At 63.9% G+C, this 19516-nt stretch carries 22 protein-coding genes; 8 read left to right on the plus strand and 14 right to left on the minus strand.

The window, feature by feature from the left end:
• Positions 1–12: 12 nt before the first annotated feature.
• The 8 genes from HGP13_RS09340 to HGP13_RS09375 all read right to left on the minus strand — a co-directional run bounded on the left by HGP13_RS09340 (position 13) and on the right by HGP13_RS09375 (position 6134).
• A complete protein-coding gene (locus tag HGP13_RS09340) occupies positions 13–1446 on the minus strand; it encodes an MFS transporter (protein ID WP_172224306.1) in 1434 nt (477 codons plus the stop codon).
• A 159-nt stretch (positions 1447–1605) separates the two neighbouring features.
• Positions 1606–2091, minus strand: coding sequence for a DUF992 domain-containing protein (locus HGP13_RS09345; protein ID WP_172224310.1), 486 nt, complete (start codon positions 2089–2091; stop codon positions 1606–1608).
• A 172-nt stretch (positions 2092–2263) separates the two neighbouring features.
• A complete protein-coding gene (locus HGP13_RS09350; RefSeq protein WP_172224314.1) occupies positions 2264–2740 on the minus strand; it encodes a DUF992 domain-containing protein in 477 nt (158 codons plus the stop codon).
• Between the two features lie 222 nt (positions 2741–2962).
• Positions 2963–3805 (minus strand): tetratricopeptide repeat protein, encoded by an 843-nt coding sequence (locus tag HGP13_RS09355; RefSeq protein WP_172224318.1) that lies wholly within the window; start codon positions 3803–3805, stop codon positions 2963–2965.
• Positions 3806–3943: 138 nt separating this feature from the next.
• A complete protein-coding gene (gene rpsU, locus HGP13_RS09360; protein WP_023810129.1) occupies positions 3944–4222 on the minus strand; it encodes a 30S ribosomal protein S21 in 279 nt (92 codons plus the stop codon).
• A 176-nt stretch (positions 4223–4398) separates the two neighbouring features.
• The gene (locus tag HGP13_RS09365) at positions 4399–4785 is read right to left on the minus strand and encodes an SET domain-containing protein-lysine N-methyltransferase (RefSeq protein ID WP_172224322.1); all 387 of its coding nucleotides are present in this window, start codon (positions 4783–4785) and stop codon (positions 4399–4401) included.
• Positions 4786–4896: 111 nt separating this feature from the next.
• Positions 4897–5655, minus strand: coding sequence for an SDR family oxidoreductase (locus HGP13_RS09370; RefSeq protein WP_172224326.1), 759 nt, complete (start codon positions 5653–5655; stop codon positions 4897–4899).
• Positions 5656–5765: 110 nt separating this feature from the next.
• Positions 5766–6134, minus strand: coding sequence for a DUF2568 domain-containing protein (locus HGP13_RS09375; RefSeq protein ID WP_172224329.1), 369 nt, complete (start codon positions 6132–6134; stop codon positions 5766–5768).
• A 200-nt stretch (positions 6135–6334) separates the two neighbouring features.
• Here HGP13_RS09375 and HGP13_RS09380 point away from each other — a divergent pair, with 200 nt between their 5' ends.
• The 7 genes from HGP13_RS09380 to HGP13_RS09410 all read left to right on the plus strand — a co-directional run bounded on the left by HGP13_RS09380 (position 6335) and on the right by HGP13_RS09410 (position 13766).
• On the plus strand, positions 6335–7588 hold the full coding sequence (locus HGP13_RS09380; RefSeq protein WP_172224332.1) for a sarcosine oxidase subunit beta: 1254 nt from the start codon (positions 6335–6337) through the stop codon (positions 7586–7588).
• Between the two features lie 64 nt (positions 7589–7652).
• Positions 7653–7949 carry a sarcosine oxidase subunit delta gene (locus tag HGP13_RS09385; protein WP_172224336.1) on the plus strand — a complete coding sequence of 99 codons (297 nt, stop codon included), beginning with the start codon at positions 7653–7655 and terminating at the stop codon, positions 7947–7949.
• Complete coding sequence (locus tag HGP13_RS09390) at positions 7946–10954, plus strand: sarcosine oxidase subunit alpha (protein ID WP_172224339.1); 3009 nt, start codon at positions 7946–7948, stop codon at positions 10952–10954. Before HGP13_RS09385 ends, HGP13_RS09390 begins: the two co-directional genes overlap by 4 nt.
• Positions 10947–11531, plus strand: coding sequence for a sarcosine oxidase subunit gamma (locus HGP13_RS09395; protein ID WP_172224343.1), 585 nt, complete (start codon positions 10947–10949; stop codon positions 11529–11531). The genes HGP13_RS09390 and HGP13_RS09395 overlap by 8 nt, the downstream gene beginning before the upstream one ends.
• Positions 11532–11590: 59 nt before the next feature.
• Positions 11591–11821 (plus strand): hypothetical protein, encoded by a 231-nt coding sequence (locus HGP13_RS09400; RefSeq protein ID WP_172224346.1) that lies wholly within the window; start codon positions 11591–11593, stop codon positions 11819–11821.
• Positions 11822–11899: 78 nt separating this feature from the next.
• The gene (locus HGP13_RS09405) at positions 11900–12685 is read left to right on the plus strand and encodes a ThuA domain-containing protein (protein ID WP_172224350.1); all 786 of its coding nucleotides are present in this window, start codon (positions 11900–11902) and stop codon (positions 12683–12685) included.
• Between the two features lie 31 nt (positions 12686–12716).
• Positions 12717–13766 carry a Gfo/Idh/MocA family oxidoreductase gene (locus HGP13_RS09410; protein WP_172224353.1) on the plus strand — a complete coding sequence of 350 codons (1050 nt, stop codon included), beginning with the start codon at positions 12717–12719 and terminating at the stop codon, positions 13764–13766.
• A 50-nt stretch (positions 13767–13816) separates the two neighbouring features.
• Here HGP13_RS09410 and HGP13_RS09415 read toward each other — a convergent pair whose 3' ends face one another.
• From HGP13_RS09415 to HGP13_RS09440, 6 genes are all read right to left on the minus strand, one after another.
• Positions 13817–14065 (minus strand): DUF680 domain-containing protein, encoded by a 249-nt coding sequence (locus tag HGP13_RS09415; RefSeq protein WP_172224356.1) that lies wholly within the window; start codon positions 14063–14065, stop codon positions 13817–13819.
• A gap of 189 nt (positions 14066–14254) precedes the next feature.
• Positions 14255–14899, minus strand: a complete 645-nt coding sequence (locus HGP13_RS09420; RefSeq protein ID WP_172224359.1) for a TetR/AcrR family transcriptional regulator — start codon at positions 14897–14899, stop codon at positions 14255–14257.
• Between the two features lie 92 nt (positions 14900–14991).
• Entirely contained in the window at positions 14992–15768 is a 777-nt protein-coding gene (locus tag HGP13_RS09425; RefSeq protein WP_172234656.1) for an SDR family oxidoreductase, read from the minus strand.
• A complete protein-coding gene (locus HGP13_RS09430) occupies positions 15768–16808 on the minus strand; it encodes a phosphotransferase (RefSeq protein WP_172224362.1) in 1041 nt (346 codons plus the stop codon). Before HGP13_RS09430 ends, HGP13_RS09425 begins: the two co-directional genes overlap by 1 nt.
• Positions 16805–17284, minus strand: coding sequence for a MaoC family dehydratase (locus HGP13_RS09435; protein WP_172224365.1), 480 nt, complete (start codon positions 17282–17284; stop codon positions 16805–16807). Before HGP13_RS09435 ends, HGP13_RS09430 begins: the two co-directional genes overlap by 4 nt.
• Before the next feature lie 45 nt (positions 17285–17329).
• Positions 17330–18145, minus strand: coding sequence for an SDR family oxidoreductase (locus HGP13_RS09440; RefSeq protein ID WP_172224368.1), 816 nt, complete (start codon positions 18143–18145; stop codon positions 17330–17332).
• Positions 18146–18260: 115 nt separating this feature from the next.
• Between HGP13_RS09440 and HGP13_RS09445 the strand changes: the two genes are divergently transcribed.
• Entirely contained in the window at positions 18261–19502 is a 1242-nt protein-coding gene (locus tag HGP13_RS09445) for an acyl-CoA dehydrogenase family protein (RefSeq protein WP_172224371.1), read from the plus strand.
• The last annotated feature ends 14 nt before the right edge of the window (positions 19503–19516 follow it).

The raw sequence follows: 19516 nt of genomic DNA on the forward strand, positions 1-19516 counted from the left end.
ATTGAGCTTGCGTCAGCCGATGGCTTCCAATGGCCGAGTCGTCGCGGATGCCCGCAACGCCGCGATGCAGCCGAGAATCCCAAGCGGCACAAAGGCGAGGAACAGCCAGCTCGCGACATTGGCCGCGGCGTCGTGGTTCAGCCCTTGCGAAAAACCGCTGGCATTGGCGACGATGCCGGCAAGGGCGGCACCCACGGCATAGCCGATGCGCTGCATGGTCGGCACCGCGGCCGAGGCGATGGTCTGTTCGTCGTCCGGGGCGGAGGCGACGATGACACGCGTCAGGAACGGCCAGGCAATGCCGAAGCCGCCGCCCTGCAACAGGGCGCAGACCAGGATCAGCGGGATCGAGCCCAGCGGTATCGTGTAGGCAAAGCCGGCGATGCCCGCCGCGATCATCAGCGCGCCGGCGACAATGATCAGCCGCTCACGCTGCGGCGGTGCGTTGGCGACGAGGATCGACAGGATCGACCAGGCGATCGATTCGGCGGCGATGATGTAGCCGGTGGTCAAGAGCGGAATGTCGTGCAGGCTGGTCAAAAGCAGCGGTCCATAGACGCCGAAGGAGCAGGTCGCGACGGAAAAGGCGGCGACCATGGTCATGCCGGCGCCGACCGGTGTGCGCCACGAGAACAGCCGCGACGGGAAAAGCCGCGAGCGCGGCTTCAGCGCGTCGATGGTGAAGAACAGCGCCAGGCCGGCGAGGCCCAGCACGATCAGCAGCGAGGAGCGCAGCACGGCAATGTCGACGCCGGCCGAGGCGATCAGCACAACGGCGACGGCAAGACAGGCAAGGGCGGCGAACGGGAAGGGCGGCACCTTGCCGGCGCTCAGCACGGGTCGCGTCGCCTCCGGAGTGTTGAGCACGAGGAAGCTGGCCAGCGCCATGGCGGTGCCGCCGAGGGTGAAGACGCCGAAGGCCCAGCGCCACGACAGAAGCTCGGTCATGATTGCGCCCAGCAATGGGCCGCTGAACGCCGCGACGCCCCAGATCGCCGACATGATGCCGAAAAGCTGCGGCCAGATGGCGCGCGAAAACAGCCGCTCGACCGAGACGAAAGCCAGCGACACCAGCGCGCCGCCGCCCAACCCCTCGATCAGGCGGCCGGCCAGGAACAATTGCATGGAAGGCGAGGTGGCGCAGATCAGCGCCCCGGCCGCATAGAGCAAGGCCGCGACCACCATATTGGTCCGCAAGGCGACATAGGTCACCAGCCGTCCGGCCGCGGCACCGGCGACGATGGCGCCGAGTTCGTAGATCGCCAGCGACCAGCCGACGAGCTGCACGCCGGCCAGTTCGCCGACCATGGCCGGCATGACGGTCGCGACCATGGTCTCGTTGGTGGCGTGCAGCAGGATGCCGAGGCTGATGAAGCAGAAGCGCGCCAGATCGCCGCTCGCCCACAAAGCGCGCCAGTCGACCCTGTTTGTGCTGATTTCAGTCATGTCCACCCCAGTCCTGCATATCTCGATGCCGGCGCATGGCACCAGAAGCCAGCAAGGGTTTCCGGCAGGACCATGCGCAGCAGGATCGAGGCGCTGCTTCAGTGGGGCAGGCTTGTAGAACCTCAACCGCGGTTGAGTTCAAGCGGTTTTTTCAAGCGGTCAGTTCTCGGTGCTGCGCAACTGGAACTGGCTGACGCCGATAGCGAGGTTGATGCCGGTCTGGGTCTGCAGGCTGAGGGGCTGCAAGGTGAAGGCCCGCGACGAGCCGCCCACCAACAGATTGGCGCCGGCACCGACGGCTGCCGTCACCTCGGCGCTGGCGCCGATATAGTCGCCAGCCAGCGCACCGGGCGCGTAGATGTTCTTCAGCGGCGTCAGCACCAGCCATCGCATCACCGCCTGCTTGGTCGTGCCGATGTCGAGGCCGTATTTGTTGACGGCGCCGAAATAGGCTTCCGGGGCGAAGCTTTTGTCGGTTGGCGTAAAGGTGCAGCTCAGATCCTTGCTCGAGCCGAAGATGAAGCCGGTGCCGCCCGATATGGCACATTCAAGCGTGCCAAGCTCGATGCCGCGGTCCTGAGCCTGCGCCTGTGGCGCGCCAAGCACGATTGCAATCACGGCAGCGGCGATGGCTGTCTTCGGCATGGCGGTCCCATCGAGCGGTTCGCAACCGCTCTTTCTTTGTTTTAGCGCAATTCCGGACGGAAAACCGCCTCACACTTTTCCTGGAATCGCTCAGAAAATAAAACGGCGCGGAACCATCCTATTCGGTTCCGCGCCGCAAGGTAGGGGTCGTGGAGCGCATGGCTCCATGCAATCACTTGAGCGAGTGGATCAGCTCAAGCGAAGTCACGGCCACGGCGAGATTGACGCCAGTCTGAGCCTGGACGCTGAGCGGCTCCAGCATGAAGGCGCTGTCGAAGCCACCGACCAGCAGATTGGCGCCGCCACCTGTGACGACGCTCGCCTCGGCGTTGACGCCGTAATAGCTGCCGGCAAGGTCACCCGCATCGCGGTCGCGGGTTGCGGCAAAAACCGCCCAGACGAGCTGGCCCTGATGCGTCTGGCCGAGATCGACACCGATCTTGGAGATGACGCCGGTGTAAATCTCCGACGGTCCATGGTGATAGGGACGGAAGACGCAGGATACGCCCTTGTTGGAAGCGACGATGTAGGCGGTGCCGCCATCGATGGTGCAGTCGAGCGTGCCGAGCTGCAGCTTGCCGGCGCTGGCCGGGGCGGCAGCGAATACGGTCGATGCAAGGGCGGCGGCGCAGACGAGTTTCTTGATCATGGGAGGTCCTTTCGCAGATCGCTTGGAAATAACGGCTTGAGTGGCCAGACCGTTCCGTCGAAAACTTGGCGTGAACAAGGCAAGGATTAACGGCTTGCTGCAGAGGTTAACGCGCAATTGCCGGATTGGCGGCGATATCCAGCGCTGCGTGTCCTTTTGGACACGCCGACGACCCGTAATGCTCAGCCGGATATGCCGAAGCCCAGATATGCCAAAGCTAAATCAGCTGACCCGGGCGAGGCCATCCTTGGCCGGCTGGTAGCTGGGGTTGAGGCGAACGGCTTCGCGATAGGATTTCGCCGCCTTCGCCTTGTCGCCGCGCCGCTCGTAGATCAACGCCTGGTTGGCCCAGGCCTCGGCGTTCTGGCCGTCGAGCTTGATGGCCATGTTGAAGTCCGAGAAGGCATTGTCCTCGTCGCCGGTCGCCAGATACGACAGGCCACGGCCGTTGTAGGGTTCGGCTGCATCCGGCGCCAGCGAGATGGCGGTCGAGAAATCCTCGATGGCGAATTTGTGCTGGCCCTGGCTCTGATAGATCAGGCCGCGATTGTGGTAGGCGCGGGCGTCCGTCGTGTCGAGTTGGATCGCCTTCTGGAAATCGCTGAAGGCATCCTGGGTGCGGCCGGCCTTGCGGTAGAGATTGCCGCGGCCGATATAGGCGGCGTCATAATTGCCGTTGATCTGGATCGAGCGGTTGTAGTCCGCGAGAGCGGCTTCCTGGTTGCCGAGGAAGCGCTGGATGAGCGCCCGGTTCGAATAGGCCTGGTAGAAATTCGGATTGAGCTGGATCGCCTGGTTGAAGTCCTTGAGCGCCGCCTGGTACTGGCCGCCGCGGCCATAGGCCGAGCCGCGTACATTGTAGCCTTCGGGATCCTGGGGATTGCGCTGGATCACCGCCGACAGCGAGGAGATGTTCTCGCTCGATCCTTGCGCCTTGTCGATGTTGTTGAACTCGCCGGTCGGGCCCGATGTCTGGCAGCCGGCCAGCACCAGTCCGGAAAGCAGGGCTGCTGTCAGGGCGAAACCACGCAATGCGGTCCCGCGCTCCACGCTCGTTGCGTTCATGTCTGCCCTGTCCTCACTTGCGCCGTCATTCAGGTCCGGATCCCCCCTCCGGGCCGGGTCACGTCAAAAACAAAAAGGTGGCGGCGATTCCGCATCGCGCCACCTCTAGTATCCTTCGAAAAGGACGAAAAATAGGCGTTAGAACCGCGGCGGACGCGGCGCACCACCTGCACCGCCGGCGGCGCCAGCAGCAACCGGGCGCGGCGTCATCGGCAGCAGGCCTTCGCGCTGAGCGCGCTTGCGGGCTAGCTTGCGGGCGCGGCGAACAGCTTCAGCCTTCTCACGGGCGCGCTTCTCGGAAGGCTTCTCGTAGTGACCGCGCATCTTCATTTCGCGGAAAATGCCTTCGCGCTGCATCTTCTTCTTGAGCGCGCGAAGCGCCTGATCAACGTTATTGTCGCGGACGAGTACCTGCACGGGCAATCCTGTCTTTCGGGTTTGATATCATCAGGCAAGCGGCCATAGCCACTAGCCTCCGCGGCGGTCGACACCACGAATTGTGGCGGCTGATAGCAGAATCAGGCTGCGCTGTCCACAGACGAAATGAAGGACGACAGCCAAATTGCCACGGTAGGCCCGAGATAGGGCGCCAGCTATGCCGTGGCCAGATGCAGCCGTTCGAAATCCTCGAAGAATTCGCCGTAGTCGCAGGTGATCTCCTCGCCGGCGGCAATGTCGCGGGTCGCGGTCGCCCCGCCGTATTGCGAAAAATCGGTGTTCGGCGTCGCCGAATGGTTCATGAAGCGGCCATTGTCGACCTCATAGACCATGAAACCCGGCCGATCCGGGCTCGGATAGGCATAGCGGTCGAGCAATTCCTTCAGAGGCTGCGGCGCCGCCTCGTATTTATCCATCGGGATCAGCCGGTCGAAATCCGGGTCGAGGCGCCAGATCGAGGCGCCTTTCCGGATCGCCTCGGCGGCGAACATGCCGACGCCCTCGATTGCGCTCGCGGCCACATAGGTTCGGATCAGCATCATGGTTTCGGGACCCGTTTCGACGACAAAACGGAATCGCCAAATCGAGCGTAAAAAGCAAGACCGGCTGCCTGCGTCAAAGCGGCGAACCGGCCTGTTCGCCCCAAAAAACCTTCACGTCCGGTTGATCGAGACGCCGCCATCGGCAAACAGCGCGGTTCCCGTGGTGAAGCTTGAGGCGTCGGAGGCGAGATAAAGCGCCGAGCGGGCAATCTCCTCCGGCTGCGCCATGCGCTTCAAGGCATGGATGCCTTCCACGAAAGCGCGGGCTTCGGGCGTCGTCGTCGTCGCGCCCGGCGTGTCGGTGCCGCCCGGCAGCAATGCGTTGACGCGTAGCCCCTTCGGCCCGTACTCGGCGGCCAGAACCTGTGCCAGGCCGATGAGGCCGGCCTTGGCGGCGGCGTAGGCGGCCATGCCCGGCATGCCGGCGGCGTAGCCGACAAAGCTCGACGTGAAGATCAGCGAGCCGCCGCCCCGCTCCAGCATCGCCGGTATCTGGTGCTTGGCGCATAGAAAGGCGCTGGTCAGGTTGGTGTCCATCGTCTCGTGCCATGTCTTCGGCAACATCTCCGGTATCGGACCCATAAGGCCGACGGCACCGGCATTGTTGAAGGCGATGTCGAGGCCGCCGAAGCTTTCGACCGCCAGATCGACAAGGGCTTTTGCATAGGCTTCGTCCCTGACGTCGCCGGCAAGGGCGACGGCCGTGCCTTCCGCGTCTGATATCTCGGCGACCAGCGTGTCGAGTTCGGCCTGGCGCCGGGCGGAGACGACAATCCTGGCGCCTTCCTCGGCGAAGAGTTTTGCGGTGGCGCGGCCAATGCCGGAACTGGCGCCGGTGACGATGGCGATCTTGTTGGCGAGTGCGAGCATCTTTCTGCATCCCTGTTTTTCGTGCCGGTCTCGCCGGCAATCGGGATGCTTGGTCGCAAATGGGGCAGGTCGGAGCCACCCGATACCTGCACAGGTCGAGTCGTTCCGAACTATTGCTTCAGCAGCCAACCGAGCCGGTCGAGTGAAAATGCGTAGCTGATGGTGATGAGCAGAGCCATGATGATGCCTGTGGTCGTGTAACCGGCGGCATAGAATCCGGCAGCACCGCCGAACAGGATGACCAATTCGAGCGCCAGCCGCACCGTGCCCGGCACAGGCACCGGTGCGCGGCCCGACCGGCTTGGGTCGTCGAGCACCGCGAAAGTCCCCCACAGCACGGCCGCAATGAGCGGCAGGGCCAATGCGAGGATCCAGCGCCACCATCCTACGGAGAGGTTCCAGCCCGCCATGCCGAGGCCGAGCAAGGCGGCAAGTTCCAGCAGGAAGCGTAGCGTCAGATTCCACCAAGCGTTACCCAAATCGTCCTCCAGAGTCTCGCGACAGGCAATGTGATTGAAGTAAGCTATGAGAGCCAGTCTGGACGCGTCTTTTTCACCGCGGCGCAAAACGGCAAGCGCCGTCGCAAACAGCGCAAGGGTGGAAGCGCTGTTTCGCTAGTGATACACCTCGCGCGCCGGGGCTGAGTGAACGCCCTGCCGCCATTTGCGAGGCTGGAACGTTGAAAAAATATTCGGTATTCGCCATCGCCCGCGAGGCCATGCGCGGCCACAAGGGCTGGGAGGAACAATGGTCCTCACCAGAGCCGAAGAAGGAATACGACGTCATCATCGTCGGCGCCGGCGGCCATGGCCTGGCCACCGCCTATTATCTTGCCACGGTGCACGGCATCACAAATGTCGCGGTGCTGGAAAAGGGCTGGCTCGGCGGCGGCAACACCGGCCGCAACACCACCATCATCCGCTCCAACTATCTCTACGATGAGAGCGCAGGCATTTACGACCATGCGCTGAAGCTGTGGGATGGGCTCTCCCAGGAGCTCAACTACAACGTCATGTATTCGGCGCGCGGCGTCATGATGCTGGCGCACAATGTGCACGACATCCAGGTGCTGAAGCGCCATGTCCATGCCAACCGGCTGAACGGTATCGACAATGAATGGCTGACACCGGAGCAGGCCAAGGAATTCTGCCCGCCGCTCAACATTTCCAGGGATGCGCGCTATCCGGTCGTCGGTGCTGCCTTGCAGCGGCGCGGCGGCACGGCGCGCCACGATGCGGTGGCCTGGGGCTATGCGCGCGGCGCTTCGGCGCGCGGCGTCCACATCATCCAGAATTGCGAAGTCACCGGTGTCAAACGGGCCGCCAATGGCGCGGTCATGGGTGTCGACACGACGCGTGGCTTCATCGGCGCCAAGAAAGTCGGCGTTGTCGCCGCCGGCCACTCCTCGGTCATCATGAACATGGCTGGCGTGCGCATGCCGCTGGAAAGCTATCCGCTGCAGGCGCTGGTGTCGGAGCCGATCAAGCCGGTGGTGCCTTGCGTGGTGATGTCAAACACCGTGCACGCCTATATCTCGCAGTCCGACAAGGGCGAACTGGTGATCGGCGCCGGCACCGACCAGTATGTCTCCTATTCACAGACCGGCGGCCTGCACATTCTTCAGCATACGCTGGACGCTATCTGCGAGATGTTCCCGATCTTCACGCGCTTGAAGATGCTGCGTTCGTGGGGTGGCATCGTCGACGTGACGCCGGACCGTTCGCCGATCCTGGCCAAGACGCCGGTGCCCGGCCTCTATGTCAATTGCGGCTGGGGCACGGGCGGCTTCAAGGCGACGCCGGGTTCTGGCCATGTCTTTGCGCACACCATCGCCAAGGACGATCCGCATCCGATCAACGCGCCCTTCACCATCGAACGCTTCCGCACCGGCCGCCTCATCGACGAGGCGGCGGCGGCGGCGGTGGCGCACTGATGGCCGTCGAGAGGCTTTGCAACCAACCGGCCATCGGCCACGGCGAATTGTAGGAACGAACAGAATGCTTCTCATCCGCTGCCCCTATTGCGAGGAAGAGCGCCCAGAGCTCGAATTCCGCAACGCCGGCGAGGCGCATATTGCGCGCTCGGCCAACATTGCCGGCGAGAGCGACGACGACTTCGAAAAGTTCTTCTTCATCCGCTCCAATCCCAAGGGCATCATCTATGAGCGCTGGCGCCACATCCATGGCTGCGCGCGCTTCTTCAACGCGGTGCGCGACACCGTCACCGACAAGTTCGTCATGACCTACAAGGCCGGCGAACCCAAACCCGCCAAGCTGCCGGGAGTTGCCAAATGAGCGGCGCGTTCCGCATCCCGAGAGCCGGTCGCCTCAGCCAGGCCAAGACCGCGCGCTTCAGCTTCGATGGCCAGTCCTATACCGGCATCGAGGGTGACACGCTGGCCTCCGCACTGCTTGCCAATGGCGTGCATCTGGTCGGCCGCTCGTTCAAGTACCACCGGCCGCGCGGCTTCCTGTCGGCCGGGGCGGAAGAGCCGAATGCGCTGGTGCAGGTCGTGCGCGACGATGCGCGCAAGACGCCGAATGTGCGCGCCACCGTGCAAGAGCTCTATGACGGGCTCGTCGCCAATTCGCAGAACCGCTGGCCGTCGCTGTCCTTCGACGTCGGCGCGGTCAATGACCTGGCATCGCCGATGTTTTCGGCCGGCTTCTATTACAAGACCTTCATGTGGCCGAAGGCAGCCTGGAAGAGCCTTTACGAGCCCAAGATCCGCGAAGCCGCCGGCCTTGGCGTTTCTCCCGACAAGCCCGATCCCGACCATTATTCCTCGCGCTACGCGCATTGCGACGTGCTGGTGCTGGGCGGCGGTGCGGCAGGCCTCGCGGCGGCGTTGGCCGCGGCCGAGACCGGCGTGCGCGTCATCCTCGCCGACGAGCAAGCCGAATTCGGCGGCAGCCTGCGTTTCGAGACCGGGGCGAAGATCGACGGCCAGGACGGTTTTGCCTGGGCGCAAGCGGCGATCGCCAGGCTGAGGGCGATGGATAATGTCCGCGTGCTCTCGCGCACGACGGCCTTCGGCTATTACGCGCAGAATTTCGTCGGCCTGGTCGAGCGCGTCAGCGATCATCTGAAGGCCCCCGGCCGTGATTTGCCGCGCGAGCGGTTGTGGCAGGTGCGGGCCAAGCGTGTCGTGCTGGCCTCGGGCGCCATTGAGCGCCACATGGTGTTCGCCAACAATGACCGGCCGGGCATCATGCTGGCGGGCGCGGCGCGCACCTTCCTCAACCAGTATGGCGTGGCGGTCGGCAGGAATGTCGGCGTCTACACCGCCAATGATTCCGCTTACGCGGCGGCGATCGACCTGAAGAAGGCCGGCGTCAATGTCACGGCGATCGTCGATCTGCGCGACAACCCGACAGGCCCGGTGATCGACGAGGCGCGGGCGCTCGGTATCGAGATCAATTTCGGCCGCGCGGTGATCCGCGCCGGCGGCAAGTTACGGGTATCCTCGATGACCGTGCAGCCGAAGAATGGCGGCGGCGAACGCACCATTCCCGTCGATGCGATCCTGATGTCGGCCGGCTGGACGCCGTCGGTACACCTGTTCTCGCAGTCGCGCGGCAAGGTCGCCTTCAACGACGAGACCAAGCGTTTCGTGCCGGGCACCTATGCACAGGACTGCGTCTCGGTAGGCGCCTGCAACGGCACCGACGGGCTGTCGGCGACAGTGGACGAAGCCTATGCGGCGGGCGCGAAGGCAGCGAAAGATGCCGGCGCCAAGGATTCCAGCGTTAAGGCGGGCAAGGCCACGAAGCCGAAGGTCGACGCCTCGGAAAGCTGGTCACGCGGCATGCTGGGTGCGGCACCCGGCGCCGGGCCGGACACGACGGTGAAGGCGTTCGTCGATTTCCAGAACGACGTCACCGCCAAGGATATCCGCCAGGCGGTGCACGAAGGCATGCGCTCGATCGAGCACGTCAAGCGCTTCACCACCAACGGCATGGCGACCGACCAGGGCAAGACCTCGAATATGCACGGCCTGGCGATTGCCGCCGAGACGTTGGGCAAGCCGATCCCGGAAGTCGGGCTCACCACCTTCCGCGCGCCCTACACGCCGGTCACCTTTGGCGCGATTGTCAGCCATTCGCGCGGGCCGCTGTTCGATCCGACACGCAAGACCGCGATCCATCCCTGGGCCGAGGCACAAGGCGCTGTCTTCGAAGATGTTGGCCAGTGGAAGCGCGCCTGGTATTTCCCCAAGGCCGGCGAAGACATGCATGCGGCGGTCGACCGCGAATGCGTCGCTGTGCGCACCAATGCCGGCCTGTTCGATGCTTCGACGCTCGGCAAGATCGAAGTCGTCGGGCCGGACGCCGCCAAGTTCATGGAACTGCTCTACACCAATCCGTGGGAGAAGCTGGAACCCGGCCGCTGCCGCTATGGCATCATGCTGCGCGAGGACGGCTTCATCTATGATGACGGCGTCGTCGGCAGGCTGGCGCCGGATCGTTTCCATGTGACGACGACGACGGGCGGCGCGCCGCGCGTCATGAACCACATGGAGGACTATCTCCAGACCGAGTTCCCGCATCTGAATGTCTGGCTGACCTCGATCACCGAGCAGTGGGCGGTCATCGCCGTGCAAGGGCCGAAGTCGCGCGACATCATCGCCCCGCTGGTCGAAGGCATCGATATGTCCGACGAGGGGCTGCCGCATATGTCGGTGCGCGAAGGCAAGATCTGCGGCGTGCCGACCAGGCTGTTCCGCATGTCGTTCACCGGTGAGCGCGGCTTCGAGGTCAATGTGCCGGCCGACTACGGCCAGGCCGTCTGGGAAGCGCTGTGGGCGCAGGGCCAGAAGCATGGCGCCGCAGCCTACGGCACCGAGGCCATGCACGTGCTGCGGGCCGAGAAGGGCTATATCATCGTCGGCCAGGACACGGACGGTACGGTGACGCCGAGCGATGCCGGCCTCGACTGGGCGGTCGGCAAGAAGAAGACCGACTTCGTCGGCATCCGCGGTTTGACGCGACCGGACCTGGTCGCCAAGGGCCGCAAGCAGCTGGTTGGTCTCAAGACCAAGGACCCGAAGGTGGTGCTGGAAGAGGGCGCGCAGATCGTCGAGGATCCCAAGCAGCCGATCCCGATGAAGATGATCGGCCATGTCACCTCGAGCTATTGGTCGCAGAATTGCGGCCGCTCCATCGCGCTGGCGCTGGTTGCCGGCGGCCGCGACCGGATGGGCGACACGCTCTATGTGCCGATGCCGAACGGGGTGATCGAGGTGGAGGTTACCGGCATGGTGTTCTTCGACGAGACGGGAGGGCGCCTCAATGGCTAAGCCTGCTGCGAAAAAAGCAACAACCACCGCAACGCCTTCGGTCGAGCGCCGCCCGGCACTGGCCGGACGCACCGCGTCCGCGACGGGTGTCAAGGTCGAGGTGTTGCCGCCGGCGGAGCGCATCTCGTTGCGCGCGCCAGAGGCTTCGGTCGCTGCCCTGTCGAAGGCGCTTGGCCTGACCTTGCCGAAGAAGCCGAAGACTTCGGCGTCGAAGGCAGGGCGTACGGCGCTGTGGCTCGGCCCTGACGAGTGGCTGGTCATCGACGAAGCCGGCAAGGACCCGCAGGCCGATTGCGCAGGGGTTGCCGCGTTGCATTCGGCGGTCGGCATCTCTCACCGCAACATTGCGATATCAGTCGCCGGTCCAGCAGCCGAAGCCGCGGTGAATTCGGGGTGCCCGCAGGACCTGTCGCTCGACGCCTTCCCGGTGGGCGCTGCCTCGCGCACCATTCTCGGCAAGGCCGAGATCGTGCTGTTGCGCACCGACGAGGACGCCTTCCGGGTCGAGTGCTGGCGTTCCTTCTCGGACTATGTTTTTACTTTCCTCTCCGAGGGAGCCCGCGACGCGGCTGGCTGACCCCGGAACGTTTGCCGCCCGCGTCCGTTGTGCGGCAAAAGGTCGAGGGAGAAATGCCGATGCCATCAAAATCCGCGCCGAAGTCGCCGGTGAAAAAGACGTCGGCCGTCCGCTCGCTTGAGCATGAGCAACACGAAGCGCCAAGCGCCGAACAGGAACTCGAGGAAGGCCTCGAGGACACCTTTCCGGCCAGCGACCCGGTCTCCATCACCAGTTCGGCGATCCCCGGCGCGCCCGCCAAGCCGGGCAAGGCCAAGAACGTCCCAGGGCGGAAACGCCGCAAGCCCTGATTTTCCGCAATTTTGGTCGAAAGGCATCTTCCCAAGACGTCGGCGGATGCGATATTCAAAGCGCTTTGGAGAGGAAAAATGCATGTTAAAGCTGTTGTCTGGGGCGAGAACGTCCATGAGCAGACCAATGCCGCCGTGCGTGAGCTTTATCCCTTGACCATGCATGGCACGATTGCCGCGGCGCTCAACCAAGACAAAGGCATCGAGGCGACCACCGCCACCTTGCAGGAGCCCGAGCACGGCCTGAGCGAGAAGCGCCTGGCAGCCACCGATGTCTTGCTGTGGTGGGGGCATGCGGCGCATGGCGAGGTCAAGGACGAGATCGTCGAGCGCGTGCAGAAACGGGTCTGGGAAGGCATGGGGCTGATCGTGCTGCATTCCGGCCATTACTCGAAGATATTCAAGCGGCTGATGGGCACGCCCTGTTCGCTGAAGTGGCGCGAGGCGGGCGAGCGCGAGCGCGTCTGGGCGATCAACCGCAGCCATCCGATCGCGCAAGGCATCGGCGAATGCCTGGAGATCGGCGAGACGGAAATGTATGGCGAGCCGTTCGCGGTGCCGGAGCCGCTGGAGACGGTGTTTGTCTCCTGGTACGAGGGCGGCGAGGTGTTCCGCTCCGGGCTGACCTACCAGCGTGGTGCCGGCCGCATCTTCTATTTTTCACCCGGCCACGAGACCTATCCGATCTATCACAATGAAGGCGTGCGGCAGGTGCTGCGCAACGCCGTGCACTGGGCGCACAACCCCGCACCCGCATGGTCCGGCATCACCAACGCGCCGAACGTGCCGACGGACAGGGCCAAGGAAAAGATCGTGCAGAAAGGCTTGCGCCTGCATGCCGACGGCGACACGGGCTTGAGTTGATGGGGCTTGAGTTGATGAGGGACCTGATCTGATGCATCGCCTGCTCTTGCTCGGTACCGGCTGGATCGCCGGACATCATATCGAAGAGTTTGCAAAGGTTCCTGGCTGCAGCATTGTCGCCTGTGTCGATCAGCTGCCTGGCCGCGCGGCGGCGTTTGCCGATGCCAACAAGATCGGCGTTTCTTTCGAGAGCCTTGAGGCGGCGATCGCCTGGGGCGATTTCGACGCCGCCATCAACGCGACGCCGGACGGCGTGCACAAGGCAACGACGCTGGCGCTGCTTGCCGCGGGAAAACATGTCTTTTGCGAAAAGCCACTGGCGCCGAACCAGGCCGACGCGCTTGTCATGACCGAAGCGGCCGAGGCCGCCGGCCTCGTCAACATGGTCAACCTGACCTATCGCAACTCACCGGCGATCCAGGAAGCACGGCGTCTGGTGTTGGCCGGCGCGATCGGCGAACTGCGCCATGTCGAGGCGAGCTACAAGCAGAGCTGGCTGGTCAGCAAGTCCTGGGGCGACTGGCGCGTCGAGGACAAATGGCTGTGGCGCCTGTCGACCCGGCACGGTTCGACCGGGGTTATGGGCGATGTCGGCATCCATATCCTGGACTTCGCCACCTATGGCGCCGCCCAGGACATCGTCAGCCTGCACGCCGATCTGGTGACGTTTGCGAAGGCCGAGGGCGATCGGATCGGCGACTATGTGCTGGACGCCAATGACAGTGTGGCGATGACGGCACGGCTGACATCCGGCGCTCTGGCGACGATCATGGCGAGCCGCTACACAACCGGCTATGGCAATGATTTGTCGCTGGCGCTGCATGGCACCAAAGGAGCACTCAAGGTCGAGACCGATGGCAAGGCGGCACGGCTGTCGGCGTGCCTGGGAGAGGATGTCGATGTTCAGCTCTGGCGAGAGCTGGCCCTGCCGGATGTCAAGCGCAACGCCCAGCGTTTTGCCGACGCGCTGGACGCCGGACAGAATGGCGACCCGTCCTTCCGGCGCGCCGCCGACATGCAGAAGCTGATCGACGCGGCCTTCGAAAGTTCCGCGGCCAGGCTGCCGGTCTCGATCAGCTGATATCAACCTGGCCGGCTTCAGCAGGCCAGAATTCATTTTTCTTGCAGCTATCAGAACGCGCTCGGCACGATCCACGGGTTGATGCTGATGCCGAGGCGCGGACCCTTGCCTTCAGCGGTATTTTCCGAAGCGCCCTTCTTCTCGACCGAGCCGGTCGAGGTGCAATCGAGCTTCACATTGGTCTTGGTGTCGACGCAGGTCGCGGCCGGCACGTGCTTGACCGGCTGGGTGGTGCCGGCAGCGAAGGCCGAGCCGGAAAGGGCCAACACGGCGGCGAGGGTGAGGAGTGTCTTTTTCATTGTCAGTCTCCGTTTTCGACGGTCAAATTTTTCCCGTACATGTACGGTGTGGCGTACAAATACGGCCGGCGATCGCGAAGTTCAAGTCAAAATCGTACGCGTACGATAGATTTCTTGTTAACCAAGAAATTTGCCCTCGGTTTGGTTGAGAAGGGTGGCGGGGAGGTGAGGAAACGACGGAAATGTCGTTCAGCAGTCGACCGGAGTCTCGGTCAATGGCGGTACGTTCTGAGTGCTGAGTGCGGCCAGTTGGAGGTCGCACATCCGTTTCACGAAAGCATACGGGTCGCCGAAGGGGTAGAAGGGGAAGGTGATCAGCAGCGAGATCGTGCCGTGGCCGACCGCCCACAGCATGGTGGCGATGGCGCGCGGATCGCCGTGCAGTTTTCCGGCAACGACGCAGGCTTCGACCCGGGTGATCAGCGCCTTCATCGCCGGGTTGGCCTCGTGCATTTCTTCAAAACTCCGGCCTTCCGGCGGCGTGGTCTTTTCGGTCATGAAGACAGTGCGGTATTCATTGGGATTGCCGAGGCCGAAGGCGGCATATTCGGTCATCACCGCCCGCAGGGCCTCGATCGGATCGTCGGACGGATGCTCCTCGATGCGGCGGGCAAGCGTCTCGAAGGCGTCTTCGGCCAGCGCGAACAGGATGTCCTGCTTGTCGGAGAAATAGGAATAGACCGACATCGGCGCATAGCCGACCCGCTTGGCCAGTTTGCGGATGGTCAGGCCCTCATAGCCTTCTTCCTGGACAAGCTTGTGCGCGGCTTCGAGCAGTTCGGAGCGCAGTTCGGCCTTTTGTTTTTCGCGGCGTTTCTGGACGCTCGGCGGCAAAATCTGGTGCCTTCGTTTGGTTGGTGCCTGGCTAAATTATATACGCTGTACGGAAACGAACAAGGGCGCGGGAAGTTCCCATGCGGCATGGTTCAGATGGCGCCGACGCCGCCGTCGATGGCCAGTGCGTGGCCGGTCATGAAGGAATTGGCCGGGTCGGCGGCGAACAGGATGGCGGTGATGATCTCATCGACTTCCGCCACGCGTTTCATCGGTACGCCGCGTGTCAGTTCGGCCAACGCCTCTGCCTCCGGCGCGCCGGATACGCGCACGAAGCTATCGACCATCGCTGTCCTGGTGTGGGCAGGGCAGACGGCATTGATGCGCACACCCTTGGTGGCGTATTCGGCCGCCGCCGACTTGGTCAACCCGACGACGCCATGCTTGGCGGCGGCATAGACCGAAAGTTTCGGCGCGCCAACCAGCCCGGCAACCGAGGCGATGTTGACGATGGCGCCGCCCTTGGCCGTGGCCTTGAACTGCCGTTCCATCTGCGGGATCTGGTGCTTCATGGCATAGAAGACGCCAAGCAGGTCGATCTCCAGCACGCGGCGGGCCTCATCCGACGGCACTTGCGGCAGGCGCACGAAACTCTGGACGATGCCGGCATTGTTGATGGCGACATCCAGCCGGCCAAATCTTTCGACAGCCAGCCTGACCAGACCCTCCGACAGTTTCTCGTCGGCGATGTTGCCGGCCAGGATCGCCGTTTCGGCCGGCAAGGAAGCTGCAAGATCGGCGAGCGCCTTTTCGTCGATGTCCGACAGCACCAGCCGCGCGCCTTCAGTGGCAAAGCCCTTCGCGGCCCCACCGCCAAGCCCGCCGGCGGCACCCGTGATCAGCACCGTTGCTCCGTCAAAGCGGCCCATCATGACTTCCCCTGCTTGTCGATCAGTTTGGCGGCGAGATGCGAAAGCAGCTTCACCGCCTCGCCATAGGTTCTGGCCTTTTCGGGATTGGAGGCGTTGCCGTCCAGCGCGCGCTTGTAGACGCCCTGGCAGATCGCAGCCAACCGAAAGAAGGAGAAGGCGAGGAAGAAGGTCCAGTTGCCGATGCTGGTGAGCCCGCGCCGTCGGCAATAGGCGGCGACATAGTCTTCTTCGGAGGGAAGGCCGAGCGCGGTGCGATCGACGCCGCCCAGGCCGCGAAAGCCCGAAGCGTGCGGCAGGCGCCATTGCATGCACTGATAGGCGATGTCGGCGAACGGATGACCAAGCGTCGACAGTTCCCAGTCGAGCACGGCGATGACCCTTGGCTGGTCCGGCGCGAAGATCAGATTGTCCAGCCGGTAGTCGCCATGCACCAGCGAGATCAGCCCGTCGTCTGCGGGCATGTGCGTTTCCAGCCAGGCGATCAGCTGGTCCATGTCGGCAATGCTGCCGGTTTCCGAGGCACGGTACTGGCTGGTCCAGCGCGCCAGCTGCCGCTCGAAATAATTGCCTGGCCGGCCGAAATCGCCGAGACCTACGGCCTCGACATCGACGTCGTGCAGGGCCGCGAGCGTGCCGTTCATGGCGTCGTAGATCGCGGCGCGCTCGTTATTGTCGGGCGCTTCCGGCAGCGCCGGATCCCAGAAGATGCGGCCGTCGAGGAAATCCATGACATAGAACATGCGGCCGATCGGCGAGTCCTCCGCCGACAGATGCAGCATTTCAGGCACCGGCACGGCGGTGCCGGCGAGCGCCTTCATCACCCGGAATTCGCGGTCGACCTGATGTGCCGATTTCAACAATTGCCCGGGCGGCTTGGCGCGCAGCACGTAGCGGCCGCTGGCCGCCGTCAGGAGATAGGTCGGGTTGGACTGTCCGGATTTGAACTTTTCGATTGCAGCGAGCCCGGAAAAGCCCGGGATTTCCGCCTCGAGGTAAGGCGCAAGCGCTGCCTGGTCGAGCGCGTTGGCGTCGCTCATGCGGTCTCGGGCTGGCGTTCGATCAGGGTCAGCGTCAGCCAGCGGGCGGTCAGCGCCGGTTTCTTCGAGCCCTCGATCTCGATCGTCACGTCATGCGCGGTCTGAACCCAGCCCGACGGCCTGACCTTGACGTCGGCCAGCACGAAACGAGTTCGAATGCGCGCGCCGGTCTTCACCGGCGCCAGGAAGCGCAGCGAATCGAAGCCGTGGTTGACGCCCATCTTGCCGTTTTCCAGCGGTGGCATGGTCTCGAAGGTCATCGCCGAGAGCAGCGACAGCGACAGGAAGCCATGCGCGATGGTGCCGCCGAACGGCGTCTCGCGCTTGGCCCGCTCGGGGTCGCAGTGGATGAACTGGTGGTCGTCGGTGGCGTCGGCGAACTGGTCGATCATGCGCTGCGTCACCACCCGCCACGGTGAGACGCCGACTTCCTTGCCGACACTGGCCACAAGCACATCGAGACTGATCGGTTCCACGCTCTTGTCCTCCAGTTCACCTCCGGCTTCTACGACCGGAAAATGTCATTCCTTGAACAAGGTCAATCCATGTTGCACCGATTGCCCGCCGTCGATCGGCAGGATCGCGCCGGTGACATAGCTGCCTGCACGGCTGCACAAATAGAGCGTTGCACCGGCAATGTCATCCGGTGCGCCGATACGGCCGATCGGAACATGATTGCCGACATGCCTGGCCTGTTCATCCGTACCGGTGGCAAAGGCTGTCATCCGGCTCTGGAAGGGGCCGGGGGCAAAGGCGTTGACCGTTATGCGGCGTGCGGCGAATTCGAGCGCTAGCGTGCGCGTCAGATGATGCACCGCGGCCTTGGACGCCGTGTAGGAATAGGCGTCGTCGGCCAGCGGCTGCGTGCCCATCACCGAGCCCAGATTGATCACCCGGGCGGGATCGGCGTTGCTGGCGGCGGCTTCGAGCAGCGGCAGCAATTCGCGCGTCAGGTGGAAAACCGCGGTGACATTGACACCAAGCACCTTGGCCCATGCCGAATAGGGGAAGCTCTCAAGCGGCGCACCCCAGGAAACGCCGGCATTGTTGATCAGAATATCGAGTTTTTCGGTCCGCGCCTTGACCTCGGTGACGAGTGCGGCAATGCCGGCCTCGCTGGAGACGTCGCCGGCGAAGCCTTCGGCCCGGCCAGGCACGCCAAGCCCGTTCAGTTCGGCAGCGACCTTGACGCAGTCCTCGCCCTTGCGCGAAGCGATCATCACGCTGGCGCCGGCTTTCACCAGCGCGGTTGCCGCCATGCGGCCGATGCCAGTCGCCGCTCCCGTCACCAGCGCGGTCTTGCCGGCCACCGAAAACAGCTCGTCGAGATAGGCCATTCCAATCCTCCGCGCACGACATGCGGGCAAACAGTTCGCGTTGACAAGGCTATCCGAAGTACGGTCATCCTTGCCACGGGCAAAATGCCCGGCCTGCATGAAGGGTTAGCGACCGATGACGGAGATGAATCTCGGCATGACCGAGCGGCTGAAGCCGATCCACGCGCGCGTCGCGGCCATGGTGCGCGACGAGATCATGCCGCTCGACAAGGAATTCCTGGGCGAGGTCGGCAAGGCAGGCGACCGCTGGGTCTACAGCGCGCGCCAGAGCGAGATCCTCGAAGGGCTGAAGAAGACGGCACGAGAGCGCGGCCTGTGGAATTTCTGGCTGACCGGCTCGGAACGCGGCTACGGCCTGTCCACGGTCGAATACGCCTATCTGGCCGAAGAGATGGGCAAGGCGCACTTAGGCGCCGAGACCTTCAACTGCTCGGCGCCCGACACCGGCAATATGGAGGTGCTTGAGCGCTACGGCTCGGCCGACCACAAGAAAACATGGCTCGAACCGCTTTTGGATGGAAAAATCCGCTCGGCCTATCTGATGACCGAGCCTGATGTCGCCTCATCCGACGCCACCAACATTGCGATGCGCTGCGAGCGGCAAGGCGACGACTATGTGCTCAATGGTGAGAAATGGTGGGCATCAGGCGCCGGCGATCCGCGTTGCGCCATCTACATCGTCATGGTTCGGACAGGCGGCGATGACGAGCCGCAGCACCGCCGCCATTCGATGATCCTGGTGCCTTCCGACACGAAAGGCGTGACCAAGGTCCGCGCCATGCAGGTCTATGGCGACGATGACGCGCCGCATGGCCATATGCACCTTCGCTTTGACAATGTCAGGGTAGCGGCGTCGAACCTGATCCTCGGCGAGGGCAGGGGCTTCGAGATCGCGCAAGGCCGGCTTGGCCCCGGCCGCATCCATCACTGCATGCGCGCCATCGGCCAGGCCGAGATGGCGCTGGAGATGCTGTGCCAGCGCTCCGTGCGCCGCGAAGCCTTCGGCCAGAAGCTGGCGAAACTCGGCGCCAATTTCGACATCATCGCCGAATGCCGCATGGAGATCGAGATGGCCCGGCTGCTGTGCCTCAAGGCGGCGTGGATGATCGACCAGGGCGATGCGCGCGCCGCGGCGCCCTGGATCAGCCAGATCAAGGTCATCGCGCCGCGTGTCGCGCTGAGGATCACCGACGAGGCGGTGCAGATGTTCGGTGCGCAAGGCATCAGCCAGGACACGCCGCTGGCGCGCTCGTGGACGCATCTGAGGACATTGCGCCTCGCCGACGGGCCTGACGCCGTGCATCGCCGCCAGGTGGCGCGGACGGAGCTGAAGAAATACACGCAGGAGAAGCTCTGAGCAGCAGCCGCGGT

The organism is Mesorhizobium sp. NZP2077 (genome assembly GCF_013170805.1).
Lineage (GTDB): Bacteria > Pseudomonadota > Alphaproteobacteria > Rhizobiales > Rhizobiaceae > Mesorhizobium.